This window comes from Endozoicomonas sp. ALC020, from assembly GCF_049275935.1.
In the GTDB taxonomy this organism is placed as follows: Bacteria; Pseudomonadota; Gammaproteobacteria; order Pseudomonadales; family Endozoicomonadaceae; genus Endozoicomonas_A.
The window spans coordinates 5,942,220-5,967,054 of record NZ_CP184830.1 but is presented as its reverse complement, the minus strand read 5'-3'; the positions used below and the strand labels follow the sequence as shown (position 1 = coordinate 5,967,054).

Genomic DNA, 24,835 nt, shown 5'->3' with positions numbered 1-24,835 from the left:
GTACTCCCAAAAAGGATCAGAAAAATCTATCTTCAAGTAGCGTATCAACGAGCCACACAGCGCCACCCAACGAACAGAGGCTGTTCAAGCCATAATTCAGACAATGCAAATTCATTCCGACATAAGTCGAAGAGAGATAAAGAGAGGGTCTTTGACGTCTTAACTGATTTCAGAGAAAAAAAAGACACCCATAAAAAATGTCTCTTCAGGGGGAAAAAATAAGACATTCAAAAACTGTACTCCCAAAAAGGATCAGAAAAATCTATCTTCAAGTAGCGTATCAACGAGCCACACAGCACCACCCAACGAACAGAGGCTGTTCAAGCCATAATTCAGACAATGCAAATTCATTCCGACATAAGTCGAAGAGAGATAAAGAGAGGGTCTTTGACGTCTTAACTGACTTCTACGCTAACCTGTCAGGTACAAACGACTGCAGGCGTTTAAACCTCGAAGCCACTTCTGTCCGGCTTCAAGTGCATAAGCCTTCATCGCCTTCAGACGGCCAACTGCCCGATAAAAACGATTATTCCATTGCATGGTTTTCAGCCACTCATCCGGATCAATGTCCAACCTTTGAAGAATCGGAGGGGTGCACGACGGGATGGAACCTTTCTTATCTGTTCTGACAATGCGACCGCTCCAGTCAACCAGTTCCAGATAGTCGTGAAGAAGGTAGGGAAGGGCAACGTCCGTTTCCTGTCCCTGCAAACAGAAAGGTTTCAGGCTCAGCGGCTGATTTTTAGTCTCAGAATGTGTAACCTGCTCCACGCGTTCCTGAATCGACGTGTAGTCTGATTCTTCCGGTGTTTCTACCTTTCCAGCCCGAATCGGATTCAAGTCAACGTAGGTCATGCAGGTCAGTAACGCTGCTTCGTCCAGCAATGCCTGGCTTTTAAAGCGTCCTTCCCAGAAGCGTCCTTTACACTCGTCTTCTTTGTTGGCCTCACGAGCAAGATGTTCATTCAGGCAGCGCATAAACCAGCTGATATCCGTTAAACGACGCCGGTATGCCTCAGCATATTCATCGATACGGGCCAATTCAGCACTGCCCAACTTGTCAGCGGCCAGATGCCTTTGCACCAGAAGCGGACCTCTGAACAAGGTCGTCCAACGGTGAAGCACTTGATTCCGTGACCAGCCTCTGGCAGATGACTGATTGATGTGCAAAACCACATGATAATGATTCGACATGATAGCGTAAGCACAGACTTCGATAGCAAAGACAGAAACCAGTTCCCGGAGTTTATCCACCACCCACTGACGGCGATGCTCGTAGTTCTTGCCAGTCAGGTGGTTCTCTCCACAGAGGTAAGCCTGACGAACACATCTTGCCATGCAGTGGTAATAAGGCGTTGTGCCGGGATCAATCAGGGTATTGCGAGCTTGGGCCATGAACTCACCTGTCTGGGTAAAAAATCAGTGATGGGTGAAAAAGTAGACCAGGTGGATGGTAAAGCAAATTTATGGGTGTCTTTTTAATTTATTTTAATTTTTTTTTAATTTTTAATTTAATTTATTGCAGCAGCCTCTTTAAACCGAAAGGATGAATCAGCTATGGCTATAGATTTAACAATATGGCCAGAGTGGCAATAACCCCCAAAACAAGAGGGGATGTACCCACTGCTATTGTACCCGTTGATGTAGTGGGAACCGGGCTGGTACTTAGTGTCGTATTGGTAAAAGAAGCAGAGGACCGAGCGACGGTCATGCAAACAGCTGAGCCAAAGTAGAACTGACCCTCGACGTTGGTCAGTCCGGTTAAAGCAGTCACTCTGGAATCTTTAATAGCAGTCCAGGTATTCTCGATCTGGCAGAGTTGAGGTGGACTGCTGGTTGCCATGCCAACCATTGAACTCAGGGATCTTTCGCACTCATCTGCCAGTGTAAATGGATCAACGGCTTTCAGGCTTTGTCTCTCGTCAAGTTGTTTCCACGGACTGCCAGCCTGCAGGTGGTTACAGGCCAGAGCCAGTTTAACGATGTCAATAACGGCTATAGCTGTTCCTGTTACCTGGATCTGGTTGCCTGCAAGATTAAAAAGAGGCGGTTCTTCGGATTTATCGGAACTACTACCTACTAAAACGAATCCTCCCTCCATCAATTTTCCTTCACGAAAAGATTCACTGTATGTCACACCGTCATTGGAAATATTGACCTTGTTTCTGAAAACATCCGTAGTGGTTCCGTTTCCAATCATTATCTCAGCCACTTGTGCGATTGTGCCCCGGAATATGTTCCCTGTAACAGCGACCCTCTGTGTCTGGTTCTTAATGGAAGGAAGTTTGATATGTATTCCTCTCTCGGGCGTAAATTCGCCTGTCCACCATGTCGGGATATTGTTACCTATAACTGTGTTATTGGTGAACAGCAGACCCGGACCCGGACGACTGTCATTGTCCGATGCATCAAGATCTTCTTTGCAATCAAGTTTAACCGCAGACCTATAAGGAAGATGGAATACATTGTTGTCTAAAATCAGTCTCCGGTTAAAGCACTCTGCTAAAACAATAACATGAATGGGTCTGGGTTGCTTAGGCCCAGTCGGCAAGAAAGTAACGTGTCTTATATGGCTGTCTTCTATTTCTCTAAACTGGAAGTTATTAGTGTTTCCAACCCTGACCATCTGTTTATCTCTATAACCTGCGTTATTCTTGATGACGATTTCAAAACCGTCATTAGCAGCCCCAAGAATGTCCTGACCGTCTTTCAAAACGATTTCACTGCCAATGAGGTAGTCAATCGGGGTTATGCCCGAGGCAGGGGCAGGGGTGACCGATGGTATAGGCGTCGTTAGGTTAGTGACAGCCTCTGAGGAGAGCAGTATCACGGTGTTTTCAGGAAGCCGGTTTATCAACTGAGCTAAATCTTTTGTCGAATTGGCACCGATAACAATGCATTGCCGCCCGCTGACAAGGCTACTGTAGAGGTTTAGCCGTTGTTGAACCCCTGTCGTTTGTCCTGACAAAGAGTCGCACAGTACCCTTGCAGGATCATTGGCTGGAGTCTGAGCCTGCAGACTCAGAGTCAGTATCAGGCATACAGTGACGATTGATCGCGCAAAATAAAGTAGCCACTTAATCATTATCTGGACACCGCATAAAAGGCGATAGTAAGCCTGGACTCTGTATTAATACTTATTCATTAACGAGACCAGAGTGTTTTTATAGAATAGGTGATCTTTTCTGTCTATTGTTCCTCTGGTGCTTTTGGCCAGAGTTGAAGTCCTGACTTCTGAGCCATTCACAGGCGGCGTTTTGCAACGGCCTTTGTAAACCGAAGGGATGAATTAGCTCAGGTTATGGAGTCAATAAAATGGCCAGAGTTGTTATGACAGCCAAGCCAGTAGTCAACAGGGTTGTAACTTCTGAAGAACTGGCGATCGCGCCGTTAATGCAAGTCGTGTCAGTAATAGCAGCAGGGGATGCGGTTGCTGCCTGGCAGCTGTACGACTCAAACAGGAACTGGCCTTCGACGTTGATCAGTCCGCTGCAGGCAGTCGCCGTGGAGCCATTTATAGCCGTCCAGGTATTCATGATATGACCGATTGAAAACGGAATAGATGTTGCCATGACAGCTGCAGAGCCTGAAGTGGGCATTGCAACGGTTGAACTGACGAAGCCCTGGCACTCACCTGCCAGTCCAGGTTCTAATGGATCTTCAGCTTTCAGGATGAATTGCGGTTGAAGTTGTTGCCAGGGTTTAACTGCCTGCAGTTGATTACAAGCCAGAGCCAGCGCAAGGGGTGTGCTGACGGCTATAGCCGTCCCTGTTACATAGATCTTATTGCCGACCAGATTAAAGAGAGGACGTTCTGCGTCGGTATCTGCAAAACCAGTAAGAACAAAACCTCGTTGAGGTTGTCCTTCGACAATGTAAATCACCAGTGTATTTCTGAAAACATCCATACTGGCTCCGGGTCCAAGATTAAACTCACCTGCGTCTGCCATTTCGCCCACGAACCGATTCCCAATAACTGCGACCCTCTTTGAATGGTTCATGATGTTGGGAAGATTAATATAGACCCCTTCCTCGGGAATAGTACCGTGGTGCATCGCACTGGTGGGGTCAACTCTGAGCGTGTTATTTTCGAACAGCAGACCCGGGCCGGGCCGTGTGGTATTGTCCGATGCATTCAGGGGTTCTTTGCAATCAATATAAACTGCAGCCAATTCAGGAAGAAAGAAAACGTTGTTTTCTACAATCAATCTCCGGTTATAGCACTCTGCGAAAACAATGGTGTTAACCGGCCTGTGGTGCTTAGGTCCGGTGGTCTGGAAAGTAATGTGTTTTATATGACTGTCTCTTGTTTTTTCAAACTGAAAGTTGTCAGTGGTTCCAGCCCTGATCATCTCTTTCTTTTTATAATTTGAATGAAACGTAATGACGATTATAAAACCGTCATCAGCAGCCCCGAGAATGTCGTGACCGTCCTTTAAAACTATCTCTCTGCCGATAAAGTACTTAACCGGGATTATACCTGTCGCTGGGGTAACAGTCGGGGCCGTGGTATTGGAAGAGAGCAATATAACGGTGTTTTCGGGAATCTGTTTTATCCGCTCACTTAAATCATCTGCAGGGTTGGCCGTGAGAACAATACACTGTCGTCCGCTGACAAGTTTATTGTACTGGTTTAGTCGTTGCCTAACCCCCGTCGTCTGATTTTTAAGAGTGTTGCACGCGCTTGGAAGGCTTGTTATGGCTGTAGATTGAGTCGTTGTCTGGGCCTTTAAACTCAAAGTATGAAACAGGAATACAGGGGCGATTAACCAGATCGTATAATGCTGCAGCTTAGTCATTTTCTGAGCCCTTTTAAAAGAGTGGATAGGAAGTCCGGGCGCTGCGTTTAAACTTGCCGTCAGTCTGTGCTCCTGATGGGACCTGCCGAGCCTGAAAGCAAGAGAGCCAGAGTAAGTGAATTCATGCCTCTGGCTTTTAAACCGAAGGGACGGATTCTCTCGGGTTACAGATTCAACAATAGTGTCAGGGTGGTTATGACACCCAAACCCGTTGTTACTGAGGTTGTAGCTGTTGATGAATCGGGGTCTATGTCAGCGGCAGGCCTGCTGCTGTTGCCTGGAGGTAGTGTAGTCGTTTTCAGGCAGTCTTCCCGGCCAAAGAAGAACTGTCCTTCAAAGTTGGTCAGTCCACTCAGGGCCTTGATCCTGCAGTCACTGATGGCTGTCCAGCTATTCTCGATCTGGCTGATTGTATAGGAACCGGTAGTGGGTGTTGGCATAACTAAGGTTGAACTCACGAAGTTTTTGCACTTACTTACAAGTTGAAATGGATCAGCGGCTTTCAGGGTGAATTCTTTGTATAGTTGTCGCCAAGGGCTGGATCCCTGCAGGTGGTTACAAGCCAGGGCCAGTTCAAGGGGTGGACTGACGGCCAGAGCCATTCCTGTTACCTGGATCTGGTTGCCTGCCAAATTATAGAGTGGACGTTCTGCATCACTTTCTGAATGACCTTTGAGAACGAAACCACTCCTTTGTGTTATTCGAAGGCCAGTGGTGTCGCGAACAGTGGGGCCAGCATTGGTAATGTTGACCGTGTTTCTGAAGACATCCATACTGGTTCCGGGTCCAAGTTCAAACTGACCTGCATCTGCTATTACGCCCAGAATTGTGTTCCCGGTAAGCGCGACTCTCTTTGACTGATTCTTGATGGCAGGAAGATTAATAAATATTCCTTCCCTGGGAATGGTGATTCTGTTGTCTATTGTGCTGATGATCTTACCGATAACTATGTTCTTGGTGAACAGCAAGCCAGGGCCCTGCTGCGAGTCATTGTCAGACGCATCCAGACTTTTTTTGCAATCAAGATCAACCGCAGACCAGTCAGGAAGATGAAATACATTGTCTTCTATAATCAGTCTCCGGTTATAGCACTCTGCGAAAAGAATGGTGTTAACGGGGTGCTGGTCCAGAGGCCCGGTCGGAAGGAAGGTAAGATGACTCAGACGATTTTCATGAGTTTTGCCAAAATGGAAGTTGTCAGTGGTTCCAACCCTGACCATATTTTTATCCCGAAAACGTTTCCAAAGCGAAATAACGATTTCAAAACCGTCATCAGCAGCCCCAAGAATGAACTGACCGTTCTTCAAAACTATTTCATTCCTAATATAATAGTGAATCCGGGTTTTACCCGTCACAGAGGGAGTGGTTGGCACAGAGGGGGTGGTTGGTGAAAACGTGTGTGAGGAAAGCAGTATAACTCTGTCATCCGGAAGCTGTTTTATCAACTCACTTAAATCTTCTGCAGGGTTAGCGCTGAGAACCGTGCAATGTCGTCCGCGAATCAGGTTGCCGTATTGGGCCACCCGTTGCTTAACCCCCGTCGTATGCTTCAACGCAGGCAATAGGACAGAGTCGCACTCGATCGGGTCAAGTTTATTAGGGCGATGAGCGCCCGGAACCTCCTGGTTCAGAGCCTGTAACAGAAACAAAGGAGTAATCAACCAGACCAGATAATGTTGCAGTTTGATCATGCTGGGTCATACTCCTGAACGCTGCAATTTTACTCATCTATTAATCAAAACCGGTTGCCACGCTTGCGTAGGGATGAATAAGCTCAGGTCAAGGAGATAACAATACGGCCAGAGTGGTTATGATTCCCAGGCCAGAAGTAGTCAACAGATTTGTGCCCGCTGACGAAGTGGGGACCATAGAGGTAATGATAGTCTTGACGGTATCATGAGTCCTGCTGTTAATGGATATCGTATCGGTAATAAAAAAAGCGTGGGTCATGGCAACTGTCAGGCAGTCTTCTCTGTTAAAGAAGAACTGACCTTCGAAGTTGAACAATCCGCTGCAGGCGTTGGCGGTGGAATCATGGATGGCGGTCCAGGTGTTCCTGATCTGGTTGATTGTATAGGATTTGTGTGTTGGCATGACAACGGTTGAGTATGGAGTTGGCCAGTCAAAGGTTGAGTTTGGTGTCGGCGTGCCAATGGTTGATTCCAGACCTGACATGACAGAGGTTGAGTTTGGAGTTGACATACCAACGGTTGATCCCGGACTTGGCATGACAGAGGTTGAGTTTGGAGTTGACATGCCAACGGTTGATCCCGGACTTGGCATGACAGAGGTTGAGTTTGGAGTTGACATGCCAACGGTTGATCCCGGACTTGGCATGACAGAGGTTGAGTCTGGAGTTGACACGCCAACGGTTGATTCCAGACCTGGCACGACAGAGGTTGAGTTTGGAGCTGACATGCCAACGGTTGATTCCAGACCTGGCATGACAGAGGTTGAGTTTGGAGTTGACACGCCAACGGTTGATCCCAGACCCGGCACGACAGAGGTTGAGTTTAGCGTTGACACGCCAACGGTTGATTCCAGACCTGGCATGACAGACGTTGAGTTTGGCGTTGACATGTCAACGGTTGATACTGGAGCCTGTCTGGAAACGGTTGAGTCAGGAGTGAGCATGGCAATGGATGAACTCATCACACTTGGGCACTCTTTTCCCAGTGGCAATGGATTAGCAGATTTCAGGCTGAATTCTGGTTGAAGTTGTAACCAGGGACTGATTGCCCGCAGGTGATTGCAAGCCAGGGCCAGTTCAAGGGGGCCTCTGACGGTTATGGCGGCTGTTGTTGTCTTAATCTCATTGCCCGCCAGATTAAAGCGAGCAGGCTCTGAGTCGCTGTCTTTGTGACCTATGAGAGCAAAGCCTCCCAGCAATGATTGTCGTTGTCGACGGGCGCTGCGAAGTGTGATACCGATATTGGAAATGTAGACCCTGTTTCTGAAGACATCTAAATGGGCACCGGGTCCAAGAACAAATTCACCGGCTTCAGCCATTCTGCCCAGGAATCTGTTCCCAATAACCTTGAGCCTCTTTGACTGGTTCTGGATGGCTGGAAGGTTAATGTGTATCCCTTCCTCGGCAAAAAAGAGGCCGAACCGCGTTCTGATACCACTACCGATGATCAAATTATTCGCGAACAGGAGGCCCGGGCCCGTGTGATCATCATTGGCGGATGCATCCAGAGGTTTTTTGCAATCAAGGTCAACTGCCGTCCAATAAGGAAGAGAAAACTGGTTGTTTTCTATAATCAGATTTCGGTTATAGCACTCTGCTTTAACAATTGCGTATACTTGGCTGCGGTACCCGTGGCCTTTTGGCGTGAAAGTAACGTGCCTTATATGACTGCTTCTTGTTTTTTCAAACTGGAAGTTGTCACGGGTTCCAACCCTGACCATAAATTGCTTTTTATAACTTTGCTTAGGCGTAATGACTATTTCAAAACCTTTATCAGCTGCCCCAATAATGTCCTGACCGTCCTTCAAAACGATTTCACTATCAATAAGGTAGATAATCAGGGTATTACCTGTTGGGGGGATAACGGGTTGAATCGTCGTACGGGACGAGAGCAGTATGACAGTATTTTCAGGAATTTGATTGATCAGCTGAGCGGTATCCACCGTTGGGTCTGAAGTGAGAACAACACACTGTCGTCTACGAATAAATTCACTATTGTCGTCAAGCCATTGATGAACCCCCGTCGTTTGTCCTGAAAGAGAGGCGCAGTCTGTTGGAAGTGGCGGCTGAGTCGCTTGAGCTTCCGGATTCAGAGCCTGTAAAAGGAATACAGGAACGATTAAACGGGCTAAATAATACTGTGACTTGTTCATATTAAGGACTACTACCGATAAATCTAGATAGGAAGCCTAGACTCTGCATTTACAATTAGCCATCAGTCTCTTTGCCGGAGACATGACTTCAGATTAGTTTTTTAACAAAAGGAATAAAGAGGTCACGACGCCTAAAGCCGTTGCTGCGAGGTTTGTGCCCTCCGATGAAGGGGTAGATGGTGTGGTGGCAGGAGCAGAGGTCGAATTGATTGCCGGGCAGACTAGCGGGTCAAAGTTGAACTGACCATCGACGTAGGACAGTCCACTCAAGGCAGAAGCTGTGGAATTATTGATGGCAGTCCAGGTATTGACAATCTGACAGAGTCTGGGCGACCGGGTCATTGCCATGGCAACGGTTGAATTTACCGAACTTTCGCACTCACCTGCCAGTGGTAACGGATCAGCAGCTTTGACGGGGTGTTGTTGTTTGTCTTGTTGCCAGGGTTTATAGGCCCGCAGGCGGTTACATGCCAGGGCCAGTTCAAGTTTTGCCTCGACACTTATAGCGGTGTCTGTTACATAAATCTGGTTGCCTGCCAGATTATAGAGAGGCGGTTCTGAAGCGCGTTCACTATGACCAATAAGAATGAAACCACCTTTTAGTATTTTTCCTCCTAAATTCATTTCTCTATGTGTCAAGCCTGAGTTGTCAATATCGATAATATTTCTGAAGATATCCATACTGCTTCCGGGTCCAAGACCAAAGCGACCCATGCTTCCCATCTTTCCCCGGGAAGTGTTCTCAATAACACTGACCCTCCCGGACTGGTTCTCGATGCCACGAAGATAGATTTTTAACGCATGCAGAGGGATATGCATGTGACCGTGAGCGTTGATTGAGTCGGCCAGTACTGTGTTATTGATGAAGTGCAGACCAGGGCCCGGACGCAAATGATTGGCAGCTGCATCGAGAGGTTCTGTGCACTCAAGTCTGACTCCGATCCAGTTTGGGAGATAAAATACGTTGTTGTCCAGAAATAATCTGCGGTTAGAGCACTGAGCGAAGATAATCGTGTGAATGGGTGAGCTGTTGTCAGGTAGAATGGGTTGGAACGTAATGTGCTTTATATGACTGTCTCTTGTTTCTCCAAACTGAAAATCATCATAGGAACCCATCTTGAGCATATAATTTTGTCGGAAACTTGGCCAAGGCGAAATAACGATTTCAAAACCGTCATCAGCAGCCCCTATAATATCCTTACCACTTTTTATAAGTATTGGACTGTCAATGAAGTAGTTAACCGGTTTTTTACTTGTTGAAGGGGTCATGAAGGGAGTAGGCGTCACTCCATGGATAATGTTGGAGGAGAGCAGTATCACGCTGTTTTCAGGAGCTCGATTAATCAGCTCTGCGGTATCTTCTATCGGATCGGCACTGAGGACAATGCACTGTCGTCCACGAACAAGGTCATTATACTGGTTGAGCCGTTGCTGAACCCCCGTCGTTTGTCCTGTAAGAGTGTCACACAATGTTGATGGCAAGGATGTTGTGGTTGCAGGCTGAGTTGTCTGGGCGAACAGGCTCAGGGCTTGTATCAGAAATGCAGTAACGATTAACCGAGCTGTAGAACGCTGCAACTTAATCATTTTCAGGGTTCCTCGGGAAGGTCGTTAAAAAGCCTAGACGCTGTATTTGTAGTTATCCATTGGCCTGTGTTGAGAAAGTACAACTTGTTTCCATGCTCTGCTTATCCGAAAACCGGTCTCAATAACTTGAGATAGCCTGTTGTTTCCAACTCCGGATCCCATAGAGCCTGAAAGGGAACCAGAGTTTTCTAAAAGCCTGCCTGAACCGGAAGGGTGAATCAGCTCAGATTAATTAGTGCACATCACAGCCACGAGGGTCAGGAGAAAACACACACTAAAAAATTGGACGGTATGCTCTGGTAATCTACCGCAGTTCATGCAGATACTTTCAGTGGTAGTGCTACTGTCAGTTTTATTATTACTGCCAGTTTTAGTGGGACTGTCAGTTTTGCGGGTTCTGGAAACAAAGGATCGAGTGAAGGACTGGCAGTTTTCTGAGTCATAGAAGAGCTGGCCTACATAGTTTTCCAAACCGGAGCAAGCCGTATCAGAGGAATAATGTGTCGCCGTCCAGGTATTATCAGCCCGGTTGTTTTTATGTGGAGTTGGCATAACATCGTTTGAACTCACAAGGTTTTCACACTGTCTTCCAATATCACCAAATGTTGCAGGGAGTGCCTTGAATTTGTATTGCGGTTGCATTTGCCACCATGCATTGAAGGCTTGCAGCTGGTTGCAAGACATAGACAGTTCAATCAGTCCCCCGATAGTTATAGCTGTTGCTGTCACCTGGATCTTATTGCCAACCACATTAAAGAGAGGCGTTTTTGCACTGATATCGGTATGACCTAAAAGAGCAAAACCACCTCTGCGGTAAGCGGGGCGACCAATGCTGCCGTAATTGCGAATATCAACCGTGTTTTTGAAAATCTTTATATCGCTTCCGGAGCCAGGTTTAAACGCACCTGCCTCTGCCATTTTGCCCCGGATTGTGTTCCCGGTAACAGTTAATGCCTCTTGCTGATTTCTGATGGTAGGCAAATTAATAGATAGGCCTATTTCGGGAACAAGCGTTTTGGTGAGCTTTTTGAAGTTTGTACCTATGAGTGTGTTTCCGGCGAACAGCAGGCCCGGCCCCTGGTGTTTGTAATTGTCTGATGCATCCAGAGATTCTTTACAATCAAGGACAAGTGAAGCCCGGAGAGGAAGGTGAAATACGTTTTCTTTTAAAATGAGTTTCCGGTTATAGCATTCTGCGAAAACAATGGAGTCAATTGAGGGGGAGCCATTTTCCCGATTGGGCTGGAAAGTAAGGTGTCTGATGTGACTGTCTTCGGTTTCGTCAAACCGGAAGTTGTCAGTGGTTCCGACCTTAACGAAATGTTTATCTACAAATCCCGGCCGATCTCTGATGACGATTTCATGGCCATCATCAGCCGCCCCAAGAATGACTTGACCGTTTTTTAGACGTATTTCACTGCCAATAAGGTACTCAACCCGGACTTTGCTCGAGACAGGGTAACCTGATGGAGAAGGCGTCTTCACAGCAGTTTCGGAGGAGAGCAGTATCACGGTGTTTTCAGGAATTTGATTGATCAGCTGATCTGCATCCACTGTCGGGTCGGCACTGAGAACAGCGCACTGCCGACCGCGAACGAGGCTTTTATGCTCGATAAGGCGACTCTGAACCCCTGACGTCTGCCCCGAAATAGCCTCGCAGGACATCGTCGGAGGGGGTGTTGAAGGAGAAGGGGGTTCGGGTATAGTCGATTGAGTTGTCGTTTGGGCATGGAGACTCAGAGCCTTTATAAGAAACACAGGCGCGATTAATCGGGTTAAATTATGAATCACTTTAAAAACTTCCGGAAATCCTAAAATAAGGAAGCCTAGACTCTGCATTTATAACTATCCATTAATATTATTCGATCTCATGTAATTCGATCATGAAAAAATTGGCAAGAACGTATCGGTTCCCAGGTTGCGGCTCACAGGGCCTGAAAGCATGGGAGCCAGGGTTCTGCAATGCTGTTTTGCGGGGAATGATGGTGTCAAAAGGATGAATTAACTGAGGTTACAGATTCAACCATATGGCCAGACTAGCCAAAACACCCAAACCAGTAATCTTTGCGGTTGTTCCCGCTGCTTTAGTTGGGGCCAGAAGGGAACTGGATGTTGTATCAGCAACAGAGACAGAAGAAGCAGAAGCAGAAGCAGAAGCATAACGTAAAGTGAATGGTTGGCAGATTTCTGAGTAAAAAAAGAACTGACTCTTGGAGTTAACCAGACCGGCACAGGCAGTGGACGAGGAATTGTTTATGGGAGTCCAGGTATTTGCAAACCGGATGCTTCCATGTGTAGTGGGAGTTGGTATGGCAACCGTTGAATTTACAGCGGGAGTTGACATGGCAACGGTTGAGTTTGCAGTGGGAGTTGACATGACAGTCGTTGGGCCCACAAGGCTACCGCACACTCCTGACACTTTTTCCAAAGGTGCCGGCATTGCTCTAATGCTGGATTGTTTTAAGGGTTGCCACCATGGATTGAAGGCCTGCAGTTGGTTACAAGCCAGAGTCAGTCCAATGTGTCCCCTGACGTTTATAGCGGTCTGTGTTACCTTCATTTGATTGCCTGCCAGGAAAAAAACAGGCAGTTTTGAAGGGCTATGTGCAGGCCCAACCAGAACGAAACCTCCTTTGCGAGCAGAGCTTCGAATTGTGAGGCCAGCATTGAATATATTGACAATGTTATTGAGGACATTGATTTTAGATCCAGGTGCAAGTCTGAACTCAGCCGCTTGTGCAATATAGTACTCAAATGTGTTGCCAATAACCGATAGTCGATCTGACTGGTTAATAATAGAAGGAAGATTAATAAATATCCCTTGTTCCTGAGTAACATAGTAAAAAGTATAATCGGGAATCCAGCTGTATTTTCCTCCAGAGATTTTGTTATTAACGAACAGCAAGTTTGGGCCCGGGTTCCGGGTTGAGTCAGAGGCATCGAAGGATTTTTTGCAATCAAGAGCGAAGGCGGCCCTTGCAGGACTCATGAATAGGTTATCTTCTACGATCAGCTTCCGGTTGAAGCACTCTGCAAAAACAATGGAGTCAATGGGATGGTGAAAACTTTTCTGCCATGGCGAGAAAGCAAGGTGTCTTATATGGCTGTCTTTCGTTTCTTCAGGTTTGAAGCTTTCAGGGTATCCAACTCTGAGTATGTGTTTGTATTCAAAATATGACCGATCCCTGATGACAATCTCAAAACCGTCATCAGCCGCTCCAATAATGTCCTGACCGTTTTTCAAAACTATTTCAGTGTCAACAAAGTACACAGCCGGCGTTTTATCTGTCACGGGGAAAGGGGACGGAGAAAGTGTCGCGCCAGGTGCAGTGGCGGAGGAGAGCAAGATAACGGTGTTCTCCGGGATCTTTTTTACCAACCTACCTAAATCCTCTGATGGGTCGACACTGAGAACAACGCACTGTTTTCCATTAACAAGTTCTCTGTATTGCTTCAGCCGTTGCTCAACCCCTGACGTCTGTCCCATGAGAGTGTTGCAAGGTGATATCTGAAGGCATGATATATAAGAAGAGACTATCGGCACATGGGCCTGAAGAATCAGAGCTTGCAAAAGGAATAAAGGCGCGATCAATCTGGTCAGATAATCTGGCAGCTTGTTCATGTTTCGGGCTCTTTAGGGATATCTGTGGGTCATTGAACCCACAAGACCTGAAAGCACCTGAACCAGAGTTTTGCAACAGACGCTATGTGGGGAATGATCGCCTCGAAAGAATTCGCTCAGGTTATAGATTCAACCATATGGCCAACGTAGCCAAAACACTCAAACCAGTAATCTCTGCGGTTGTTCCCGCTGCCGTAGTTGGGACCAAAAGGGAACCGGACGTTGTATTAGCAACAGAAGCAGAAGCCAGAGTGAATAGTTGGCAGATTTCTTTACGAAAAAAGAACTGACCCTCGAAGTTAACCAGACCGGTACAGGGAGTTGACGAGGAATCGTTTATGGGAGTCCAGGTATTTGCAAACCGGGTGCTTCCATGTGTAGTGGGCGTTGGTATGGCAATCGTTGAATTTACAGCGGGAGTTGACATGACAACGGTTGAATTTGGAGTGGGAGTTGACATGACAGCGTTTGAATCTGGAATGGGAGTTGACATGACAGCGTTTGAATCTGGAATGGGAGTTGACATGGCAAGGGTTGCATTCGGACTGGAAGCCGACACAACAGCGGCTGTTGACATGACAGCCGTTGAATCTGGAGTGGGTGTTGACATAACAAAGGTTGAATTTGTACCAGATATTGGCATGACAGAAGTTGGACCCACAAGGCTACTGCACACTCCTGACACTTGTCCCAAAGGTGCTGGCATTGCTTTAATGCTGAATTGTTTTAAGGGTTGCCGCCATGGGTTGACGGCCTGCAGGTGGTTACAAACCAGAGTCAGTCCAAGCTGTCCCCTGACGGTTATAGCGGTTCGTGTTACCTTGATTTGATTGCCAGCCAGGAAAAAAACAGGCAGCTTTGCAAGGTCATATGTTGGCCCAACCAGAACGAAACCTCCTTTTTGAGTGGTGCTGCGAGTTATGGGGCCAACATTGGATATATTGATAATGTTATTGAAGACATTGATTTTAGATCCGGGGGCAAGTCTGAGCTGAGCCGCTTCTGCAATATCGTCCTCAAATCTGTTTCCAATAACCGATAGCCGACCTGACTGGTTCACGACAGAAGGAAGATTAATAAATATTCCTTGTTCCTGAATAACATGGGAATAAATTCTGTCCGTAACCGAAGTGTATTTTCCTCCATAGATTTTGTTATTAGCGAACTTCAGGTGTGGGCCAGGGGGGTGGGTTGGGTCAGAGGCATCGGAAAATTCTTCGCACTCAAGCTTGAAGGCGGTCTTTGCAGGAGTGCGGAATACGTTATCTTCTATAATCAGCTTCCGGTTGAAGCACTTTGCAGAAATAATAGAGTCAATGGGAAGGCGTGGATTATTCAGCGATGGCCAGAAAGTAAGGTGTCTTATATAGCTGTCTTTGGTTTCGTCAGGCTTGAAGCTTTTAGGGTATCCAACTTTAAGTAAGTGTTTGTGATTGAAAGTTGACCGATCCCTGATGACAATCTCAAAGCCGTCATCAGCTGCTCCAATAATGGACTGACCGTCTTTCAAAACTATTTCACTGTCAACAAAATACTCAACCGAGGTATTAGTTGCCTGGGTAGCGGGAGAAAGCGTTGCGCTGGGTGCAATACTGGATGCGGGGGTAGCTGGAGAAAGCGTTGCGCCGGGTGCAGTTCTGGAGGAGAGGAAGATAAAGGTGTCCTTTGGAATCTGTTTTATTAAATCACCTAAATCCTTTGAAGGGTCGTGATCGAGAACAATGCACTCTTCTCCATTAACCAGTTTTCTGTATAGATTTAGCCGTTTTTCAACCCCACTCGTTTGTCCCGTGAGAGTGTCGCATGTCGAAAGGCTTGATGTAGTAGGAGAGACTGTCGGCATCTGGGCCTGAAGAATCAGAGCTTGCAAAAGGAATAAAGGCGCGATCAATCGGGCCAGATAATATTGCTGCTTGATCATGTTCCCGGCTCCTGGCGAATCTAGATAGGAAGCCTAGACGCTCCATTAATAGTTGGCCATTATCAGGTATTAAGAAAATAAACAGGACTTCCCTTTAATCGTTCCCATGTTCCCGGAATGCCTGCGAGGATAAACAGGCTCTGGTTATAGATTCAACAATATGGCCAGAGTGGTCATGATGCCCAGAGGGGTTGCCACTGTAGCTGTAATTGTTGATGAGGGAGGGACTGCTGTCGTGCTGGTATCGGGAGCAGAATGGGAAATGACAGGCTGGCAGACTTCTGTAGCAAACAAAAACCGACCCTCGAAGTTGACCAGACCCTTACAGGCAGTGAAGAAGGAACCGTTGATGGCAGTCCAGGTATTGGCAAACCGGCTGCTTATTGCAGGTGGAATGGATGTTGACCTGTCATGGGCTGAACCTGAAGAAGTGGGCCTGACAGTCGTTGAACTCACTATGTCATTGCACCATTCTGGTTCTCTTCCCGAGGGCAATGGCAGTGCTTTCAGGCTGAATTGTTTTTGGGGTTGCCACCATGGATTAACTGCCTGCAGGTGATTACAAGCCATTATCAGGCCGAGCTGCCCCCTTACGATGATAGCTGTCCGTGTTACCCTGATCTGATTGTCAGCCAGTAAAAAAACAGGGGGGATTTCCGTGTTATCTGCAGGCCCCGCGAGAACGACCCCCCCTTTGCGAACAGAGTTGTGCTCTGTGTCGCCCTCATTGGAAATGCTGATAGTGTTATTGAAGACCTCCATGCGGGTCCCGGGTCCAAGCGTGAACTCAGCCGCTTCTGCAATATAACCTTCGAATATATTCCCGGAAACAGCTATCTTGTCCTGCTGATTCATGATGCCAGTAAGATTAATAAACAGGCCTTGGTCGGGAATAACATAGGGAAAAAGTTTGTCGCTAATCGAGTCGAACTTTTCACCGATGATCCTGTTATCTGCAAACTGCAACTCTGGGCCCTGGAGCCATTTGACAGATGCATCCAGATTTTTTTCGCAAGCAATACTAACTGCGGCCCGGAAAGGAGGCTCATATAAATCATTTAAATCAATAATTTCGGCCAGGACAGGGGGATAAAATACATTTTTTTCTACAATCAGTTTTCGGTTATAACACTCTGCGTAAATAATGGATTTAATGGAGTCGCGCTTTTTTTTTCGGGTGGGCCGAAAAGTAATGTGTTTTATATTGCTGTCGTCTGTATGGGCGGGCTGAAAGTTAGCAGATCCAAACCTGAGCAGATATTTGCCTTCAAATACTGGCCGATCCCTGATGACGATCTCAAAGCCGTCATCAGCTGCGCCAATAATGTTCTGACCATTCTTTAAATGTATTTCATGGTCAGCAAAGTACACAACCGGCGTTTTGCCCGTCAAAGAGGTAGCTGTTGGCGAGGGTGTCACGATAGGGTCAGTATTGGATGAGAACAATATGACGGTGTTCTCGGGAAACTGCTCTATTAACTCACTTAAATCTTTTAAGGGGTTGGCACTGAGAATAACGCACTGCTGTCCCTTAACAAGTTTCCTGTGCTGGTTCAGTCGTTTTTGTACTCCTTTCGTCTGCAGTGCAAGATTCGTCGGCTTCAGAAGATCGTCGCAGGGTGTCGTCTTATTTATGGCAGAAGGGGTTGCTGTTGAAGATTGTAATCTTGTTTGAGCCTGGGTATTCAGGGCCTGAAACAGTAATACAGGCACAATTAAACGTGCCAGATATTGCTGTAGCTTCATCATGCTCTGAACTCCTGAGAAATTTACCGAAGCCTAGACGCTACATGTATGGTTAGCCATTGATCGAGGTTAAGAAAACGGTGCGGTTTTCCAACCACTCCAGCCACCGACCGGCACATCTGTTCTGTATTTCTTATACCAATCGTATTTTCTAACTCCCGCAATGAGCATGGAGATTTGAGCCTTAAGACAAGGCGGCGTGAGGAGTCATAGCCTTAGCTATGGCGACGATCGCCAACGCAGGATTAAGGCTCAAATCTTCAGCGCAATAGGGAGTTAGAAAGTTCGATTGGTATTACAGGTTCGAAGAGCAAAGCCTGTGCTTTGGCCTTATCCATTGTCCATCTGGGCAATTTGTGAAAAAAGATCTATGTCAATAGCCAGATATAATAAGTACCTAACCAGTTGGTTTCGCATATTCTGGACGGCGGCTTTTTCCATCCTTCTGCGTTCCAACTCTGGTTGCGTAGCTATGGCTACGCGCCCGTCGTTGCGCCTTGAAGGATGAAAAAATCCACTCGCCAGAATATGCGAAACCAACTGGCCAGGTACTTAAGACAAATGTCGTTCTTAAAATGGGGCTCCAGCCCATTTTTGGTGCGTTTCATTAGCTGACAAATCAACCTCTACTCTGGAGCCTGAAAGTCTTGTCGGTTATTGTGGCTTTGGTGCATGAAAATCTACGAATTCATCTTTCCCTAAAGCCGTTCAATGTAAAAAATCCCACATCTATTTCAAACTATTTTAATTGTTGGAAATATTTTTCCTAACTTATTAACTATCAGTTTTTATAACTGAAGTTACACGACTAATTACTCAAACATTCTGTCATTGATGATGCGTTTGGTTTTTTATTAATTTTTATAGATATGGCTTACTAATTATTATGAAAAGTTCATGTGCAACTATTTGCTATCCGTCGTACAAAATTCGATGTTTTTTATCGGTTTTTTTTCTGGCATTCTGCGCTCTGTCTCTTTCCGCTTATAGTGTCGGCAGTGGCGCTTCCCCAGACACGACTACGCCCCCACCAGACACCCCGACTGATACGACTGCTCCCTCACCTGATAATCTGACTGACACGACTGCTCCTCCAAAAGACACTCCGACTGGCCTGTCACCAAACAGAACTTCAGCTACGGCTACGACAATAGCCACAACAATAGCCACAACAATAGCTACTACAATAGCCCCGACAACGGTATTCAGCAGAAGCAATCCCTGTGATGATTTATTCCGTAATCAGTTAGCCCTGGAGACTTGTAACAGGTTTTTCAACAATGAAACAGCGGCCGGAGAGACGGAATCCTTTGAAACGGCACAGGTTGTCACTAATGCCAGTGAACTTGTCAGTGCGGTCGAAAGCGCCAGGCCCGGAGGCACTATTATTGTTCTGGCTCCCGGAACTTATAAGCTTACCAAAGCATTGAAGCCCGCTCAGAGAATGGCTTTGGTGGGTATTAAATCGGCCGGGACCCGAGTAATGATCACTGCAAATGTTGATTTGGCGGAGAGTAATCCAACCGGTCTGGTTTATTTGCAGCAGCCAAAAGAGGGGGCTTCAGCTGGCTTTTACAGCGCATTTATAAACTGGGAAACCAACGTGATTTCGAATTACGGCGATGCTAACAACTACAGCACCATTTTCGGGGAGAATTATCCGGGGGAAATCAGGCTTTATGACAACATTTTTACACAAAAGAACAATAACTTTCATGGCAGTGAGCTTGTTTATCTGGAGAACAGGCGTGATACAGCCAAAAAAATAGTGATCGACAGTAACCAGTTCAATACCAGTAACATCAGACTTTCAGCGGTATTCTCAGAGGCAAGTGCCTCCGGTAGAGACCAGAATGAAATCATTATTACCAACAATGTATTAATGAGCAAAAATGGTGCGAACACTGTCAGTAAGAATGCCTTTCATCTTGCTAATCACAAAAAATTCACGATCAATAATAATATTTCTCTGAGCCGTCGGGCTAACGCATCCATATTGGTTGAGTTACTTAACCAGCCCGGTGTACAAGGCTCTATTGAAGACAATATTGCTGATCCTGCCGCAGATGAGTCCAATCGCTTAATCAATTTACAAGTAGCAAAAAAAACAAGCGAGGAGAATTCCAAAGTTACGGGTCTTCTGGCCATTTCTGACAATGACTATTTCGACGTTAAGCGCGAGGATGAAGAGGGCGCCTATATTGCCTTCACGCGAGGAAAAAAGATTCCTGCCGGAGGTTCTCCATTACCAATCTGCGGCAACTTGAGTCGGGATGCTGCTGCCTTCAAGATCTGTAACGACTTTCTCAGTCACTCGCTGGCAACAGGCGGCGATAAAAACTTCTCTCACGCCTTCGTGGTAAGCAACGCAGAGGAGCTGCTTAACGCCGTTGAGCGATATTACCCTGACGATAGCGGATTCACAGGCAGCATTATTGTCTTACGTGCAGGAACCTACCTGCTACCCAGACAATTAATCACCAATCATAAAGTGGCTTTGGTTGGTGAGAAATCCGGTGACTCTTTTCCCAAGATAAAAGCCAGTAACGAGATCCTCCTGACGTCCCGTGAAAGGTCATCGCTGGTTGATTTGAGGAGCAGTTCTTCACAACCATCCTCCGGTTTTTACAGTGCTCATATCAAGTGGGATACCGGCATTGATGATATTTATCATATACATGAAGCGGTTTCTGAAGACAGCACAATCAGCGGGGTGTCTTATTCGGGCAAGATCAGGATTTTTGATAACTACTTTATGCATCATTTGGACACTAACAACATTCGCCACTTCCTGATGCTGAATAATTTTAACGACGATGCTTACATAGGGCATAATACATTTGATACCACCCGTCTTAAATTTTGTGCGGTTGCTGCCCAATGTGCCGATTGTTCTGAACTCGGTACAAAAATGGAAGTTGTCTCAAACCGTTTTATCAGTGATCAGGCTTCAACGACCTATTCAGTTGCTCACGGCATTGAACTTAAGGGCTACAAACGATTCCAGATTGAAAACAATCGACAGGAAAACAGCAAAGCTGCCGCCAAAATCAGTGTTTTTCTGAAAGATAATACCAGTGGTGTCAATGGTGTAATCCGCAACAATACCGTGAGCACAAGTGCTCCGGGAAATCAGCGGATGATAAGAATCGAGTCCTACATGCTTGAAGGGCTCCCACGTGTCACCGGATCGCTGATTGTGACGCAAAACAGCGGTTATGTACTCTTTGACCCGGACAATCTGATGGCTGGATTGACCGTCGAAGCTACGACTGCCAGGGCATCATCCACTACTCAACCCGTGGTGTCGCCTTCGCAGGTCGTCCAGACATCCGCCCCGGGAATGTCTGCACCAGCACATCGGGATATTACCAATAGCACAACACCCTTAACGACCCGGGCAATGTCGCCAAGCTATTCCGTTACTCCAACAGGTTCTTCTGAGGCAATCTGTGATCGCATGCAATCAGCTGCAGAGGTCACGGCCAGTGAAATTGACGCCTGCAAAGCCTTTCTTAACAATAACAAAGCATCGGGTGGTCACTCTTTTTCCCTGGCGGTTGTCGTCAGTAATGCCAGGGAACTGGATGAAGCCGTTACCGGTAAGTTCCCGGAAGGCAATCCGGATGCCAGCAGACTGGTTGTATTAAAAAGCGGAACCTATCCACTCACCCGGTTCTTGGATATTACGCGCAAGGTGGCTCTGGTTGGAGTCCTTAAAGACGGTGAATATCCTACTATCAAAACCACTAAGGACTGGGGATACCGTTTGTTGGCTTATCTTCGCCAGGATCCAGAGGTAGCTGAAACCGGCTTTTTCAGTCACCATATTCACTGGGACATCTCTAGCACTCCAATATACTCATTTTTTTATGGGTTAATAAAAAAACGAGCTATCTACAGTAATTCCTATCAAGGGGATATCCGAATTTATGAAAACAAATTCTCGGAAGCAAGATTGAGTTATATCAACTCTTATATCGAGTTAGTGGATGCTATTGGTGGTACGTTTATAGAAGACAACAGGTTTGATACCGCTTATTTAACCGAGTGTACTATTATCGCCAATTGTCAAAGTAAAGTCTGTCAGGCTGCAGAACCTCCGCTTGACGTTAGTAATAACCATTTCTACATCGAAACCTCCCCATCCCCAGACGCCTTGGAATTCCTAAAGAGCTATAGAAAAGAACCGCCGAAATCGATGTGCGTTTTAGGTTATATGCGCTTCCGGATCGCTGGTAACCAGCAGAAAACCAAAGATGCAACAGGTAGCATTCTTTTAAGAGATCATTACGACGTTAAACGCTTGCATGGCTACGTGTTGAATAACATTGCTCATAAAGATGCTCCTGAGCTTCAGCGCAAAATTATCTTCCAGTCTTCCCACTTTGCCGATCATTATCTGAGGGTTACCGGAAAACTTCATGTTTTAGGAAATGATTATTACACCTTTGATGAATCCGGACTTGCCCCGAGTTTTATTGATTACATCCCAGGTAAACAGGTTATTGCGCCTTCACAGACAATTTCAGCGTCATCGACGGTAAAAGCGGCCTCATCAGTCAGTGTGTCTCCTGATGCCATTACGCCAACCGGTTCACTGATAGCTGCCACCGCCTCTGTTCGCCCGCTGCCTGCAAAAACGGAACCCTGTAACGATATCCGGGATCATCCAACCGCATTTGAAATTTGTAAGGCATTTCTGCAAGACGAACTGGCCTCGGGGCCGACTGCCAATAAGCCTGCCTTTTCTCACGCCATTGTGGTTAGCACTACTCCGGAATTGATCGACGCCATCAATAAAACGACCGGTGATGATGGCAGACCTGTTAGCGGTAGAATTATTCTATTGGAGCCGGATACCTATGAACTGTCAAAAGCTCTGAGTGCCAACCACCGGGTTGCCATGGTCGCCTTAAAAAGTGAAGACGGCCGATTGCCTGTTATCACAGCGGCACGCGACTTCAGTGGCAGCGAAGGTCCCGATCGTTCACTGCTTTACCTTAAGGCTGTTTCTGATCCTCTGGATACCGGCTTTTACAGTTGGAACCTGGAGTGGAGAACCAGTCGGCCCGATACCTGGGAACTCGATTCTAAATTTCAATCCCACATCTTCGCAGAAGGTTACAACGGAGATATACGGATTTACCAGAATCGCTTCAGTGACCGGCACGACAGGATGGCCTGGCCTTGGCACGCTGTATTGCTGGACGATAATACGGGTTATGGGTACTACATTGGTCACAATGTATTTTATACGACAGTGTTGTCTAGTATGATTGAATCCACTGCCAGGCTAAACTCCCTGGCAGCTATCGAGGTTGACGCAAATGAGTTCAGAAATTCCTATGGATTTGATGAGAGGCCAGATGCTATTAAACTAGCTGATTACCAACAGCTGAAAATTCACAATAACATACAAAAATACAGCAGTGCTGCAGTTGCGATAAAAGTTAGATATGAAAATAACCAGCGCATTCGAAGTGCCGTCATAAGAAACAACAGAGCACATGCAGACGCATCGCAAGAAGAAAGAATCATTCAGCTACAAGTCCACAAGAAATCATTTGATGAAAAGCCCAACTTATCGGGTTACGTAAAAGTAACCGGAAACGACTACTATAAATTGAAGATTCTGGATTTTGACGAGAAGAATTATCGCTACACCCCTCTGGAGGAAGCTACTGAAAGGTCGGCACGCTCCAAGTCCACTGTAACGCCCTCTTTGCCAGCAGCGACCGTTGCAATGAACGGCTACGGAACTTCAGAGCCAAGTCCGGGCGGAAAGATCCGTTCAGCGCCATCGTCTATCGTGCCGACCCGGATTCAGACCACTGTCGTATCATCCGTCACATCAGGATCGGCACCGTCATCTCTACCACCACCCAGTAGCCCATGTGATCAGCTGACCGATTCAGACAAAGCTCAGCTCTGCCAGCAACTTCTGAACGAGCTTGAGGAAATGAATATAAGGACTACGTTTTCTGAAGTGGTGATTGTAAAAAATACTTGGGAACTGCTTCACGAAGTAGACATGACGTCGGAGTCTGGCAAGGTTATTTTACTTCAGGCAGGCAGCTATGAACTGTACGAGCAGCTTCGTGTGGTTCGGCCTGTGGCACTGGTCGGTATTGGCAATACGGTTATTAAGCAAGCCGTTGATTATCCTGCCGAGGCAGAATCGCTGGTTCTGCTCGATTATGCCAGTACGGGTTTGGGTTTCTTCAGCAAAGGCATAACCTGGGATATTTCCGCTTCAGACAGTATCCGGAGCAACCCCATCAGCACGGCAATCAAGGCCGTCCACTATCGTGGAAAACTCGTGATGAGCGGTGATGAGTTTCAATATAACGCCATCAGGGAAAACGAAAAAGCGCCTTCCCATTATATTGAGGTACGGGACTCATCAGGTGATGTGATAATTACTGGCAGTACGTTTTTTTCCGGAGGTCTGACAAAGGCCGCCATTTATGCCGATTGTAAAAATTGCCTGGAAGAAGTCCAGAAGATGGATATTTCCGGTAACCGCTTTACAGACTCAAATTCTGGCGAGTCTGCACCGGCTGCTATTGATGTCCGTCACTACAGAATCCTGAAAGTTCGTAAGAATGTTCAGGAGACCGAGTCTGTTTCGGTGAACATCAGTGTTGTACTGCCAAATAATAATGACGATATCTATGCTTTTGTCGCTGACAACATTGCCATGGGTTCAGCTATTGACGAGAAGAAAACCATTGATGTCACGGTTGCCAGACTGGCTAAAGAGCCTGCCAGAATTGATGGCCTGGTTCAGGTGTACAGTAACCGTTGCTTCTCCGTTAACCTCGATGAAATACCTTCTGATATTCTTGAGTTTGCAGAGGGTAACTGTAGCGCTTTGCCCAATATTCAGGCCTTGAGAGGGTCTCCGACACCTTCACACAATGGTCTGAGCACGGGCCAATGGGTCGGCATAGGGTTCGCTGTCGGTGCAGCTGCTGTATACGGCGGGTGTGGTCTCTATGGTCTTACCAATCTGCCTGGACATGGGAGAGCCTGGTCGTTCTTTATCTTACCCAAAACCCTTGCACTGGCTGCCACTGCAAAAGTGCTTGCATGGTGTAACCAACGCAAATGGGGCAGTTTAAGTGAGGATGATGCAGTCAGTTTTTCGCCATCCGAAGGCGTAGAAATGAAAACAGGTTTGACGAAAGATCCTGAAATGAATTTGGGCGAAAGCGAAGGTGATCAATTCCCTTTGATTGAAAATCCGATAATGGAACCTGAGCTGTAAGTTTGATTGAGAGGGTTTTAAAAGCCCTCTCAATCAAACGTAAA

General features: G+C 46.6%; 11 protein-coding genes. 1 reads left to right on the top strand and 10 read right to left on the bottom strand.

Annotated features, from left to right (window positions below):
- Positions 1-411 precede the first annotated feature (411 nt).
- From ACOJUO_RS21935 to ACOJUO_RS21890, 10 genes are all read right to left on the bottom strand, one after another.
- Positions 412-1,395 carry a transposase gene (locus ACOJUO_RS21935; protein ID WP_422138156.1) on the bottom strand — a complete coding sequence of 328 codons (984 nt, stop codon included), beginning with the start codon at positions 1,393-1,395 and terminating at the stop codon, positions 412-414.
- Between the two features lie 166 nt (positions 1,396-1,561).
- On the bottom strand, positions 1,562-3,085 hold the full coding sequence (locus ACOJUO_RS21930; protein ID WP_422138155.1) for a hypothetical protein: 1,524 nt from the start codon (positions 3,083-3,085) through the stop codon (positions 1,562-1,564).
- A 214-nt stretch (positions 3,086-3,299) separates the two neighbouring features.
- Complete coding sequence (locus ACOJUO_RS21925; protein ID WP_422138154.1) at positions 3,300-4,799, bottom strand: hypothetical protein; 1,500 nt, start codon at positions 4,797-4,799, stop codon at positions 3,300-3,302.
- Positions 4,800-4,963: 164 nt separating this feature from the next.
- Positions 4,964-6,490, bottom strand: coding sequence for a hypothetical protein (locus tag ACOJUO_RS21920; protein WP_422138153.1), 1,527 nt, complete (start codon positions 6,488-6,490; stop codon positions 4,964-4,966).
- A gap of 88 nt (positions 6,491-6,578) precedes the next feature.
- Positions 6,579-8,642: a hypothetical protein gene (locus ACOJUO_RS21915; protein ID WP_422138152.1), complete on the bottom strand. Its 2,064-nt coding sequence runs from the start codon at positions 8,640-8,642 to the stop codon at positions 6,579-6,581.
- 93 nt (positions 8,643-8,735) lie between these two features.
- A complete protein-coding gene (locus ACOJUO_RS21910; protein WP_422138151.1) occupies positions 8,736-10,229 on the bottom strand; it encodes a hypothetical protein in 1,494 nt (497 codons plus the stop codon).
- A 228-nt stretch (positions 10,230-10,457) separates the two neighbouring features.
- A complete protein-coding gene (locus ACOJUO_RS21905) occupies positions 10,458-12,020 on the bottom strand; it encodes a hypothetical protein (RefSeq protein ID WP_422138150.1) in 1,563 nt (520 codons plus the stop codon).
- A gap of 220 nt (positions 12,021-12,240) precedes the next feature.
- A complete protein-coding gene (locus ACOJUO_RS21900; protein ID WP_422138149.1) occupies positions 12,241-13,851 on the bottom strand; it encodes a hypothetical protein in 1,611 nt (536 codons plus the stop codon).
- Positions 13,852-13,972: 121 nt separating this feature from the next.
- Entirely contained in the window at positions 13,973-15,772 is a 1,800-nt protein-coding gene (locus ACOJUO_RS21895; protein WP_422138148.1) for a hypothetical protein, read from the bottom strand.
- A gap of 144 nt (positions 15,773-15,916) precedes the next feature.
- The gene (locus ACOJUO_RS21890) at positions 15,917-17,521 is read right to left on the bottom strand and encodes a hypothetical protein (RefSeq protein ID WP_422138147.1); all 1,605 of its coding nucleotides are present in this window, start codon (positions 17,519-17,521) and stop codon (positions 15,917-15,919) included.
- 883 nt (positions 17,522-18,404) lie between these two features.
- Between ACOJUO_RS21890 and ACOJUO_RS21885 the strand changes: the two genes are divergently transcribed.
- A complete protein-coding gene (locus tag ACOJUO_RS21885; protein ID WP_422138146.1) occupies positions 18,405-24,791 on the top strand; it encodes a hypothetical protein in 6,387 nt (2,128 codons plus the stop codon).
- The last annotated feature ends 44 nt before the right edge of the window (positions 24,792-24,835 follow it).

Coding starts and splice junctions, on each gene's coding strand:
- ACOJUO_RS21885 (WP_422138146.1), top strand. CDS start 18,405: ATGAAAAGTTCATGTGCAACTATTTGCTATCCGTCGTACAAAATTCGA.
- ACOJUO_RS21900 (WP_422138149.1), bottom strand. CDS start 13,851: ATGAACAAGCTGCCAGATTATCTGACCAGATTGATCGCGCCTTTATTC.
- ACOJUO_RS21935 (WP_422138156.1), bottom strand. CDS start 1,395: ATGGCCCAAGCTCGCAATACCCTGATTGATCCCGGCACAACGCCTTAT.
- ACOJUO_RS21920 (WP_422138153.1), bottom strand. CDS start 6,490: ATGATCAAACTGCAACATTATCTGGTCTGGTTGATTACTCCTTTGTTT.
- ACOJUO_RS21895 (WP_422138148.1), bottom strand. CDS start 15,772: ATGATCAAGCAGCAATATTATCTGGCCCGATTGATCGCGCCTTTATTC.
- ACOJUO_RS21890 (WP_422138147.1), bottom strand. CDS start 17,521: ATGATGAAGCTACAGCAATATCTGGCACGTTTAATTGTGCCTGTATTA.
- ACOJUO_RS21915 (WP_422138152.1), bottom strand. CDS start 8,642: ATGAACAAGTCACAGTATTATTTAGCCCGTTTAATCGTTCCTGTATTC.
- ACOJUO_RS21910 (WP_422138151.1), bottom strand. CDS start 10,229: ATGATTAAGTTGCAGCGTTCTACAGCTCGGTTAATCGTTACTGCATTT.
- ACOJUO_RS21925 (WP_422138154.1), bottom strand. CDS start 4,799: ATGACTAAGCTGCAGCATTATACGATCTGGTTAATCGCCCCTGTATTC.
- ACOJUO_RS21930 (WP_422138155.1), bottom strand. CDS start 3,085: ATGATTAAGTGGCTACTTTATTTTGCGCGATCAATCGTCACTGTATGC.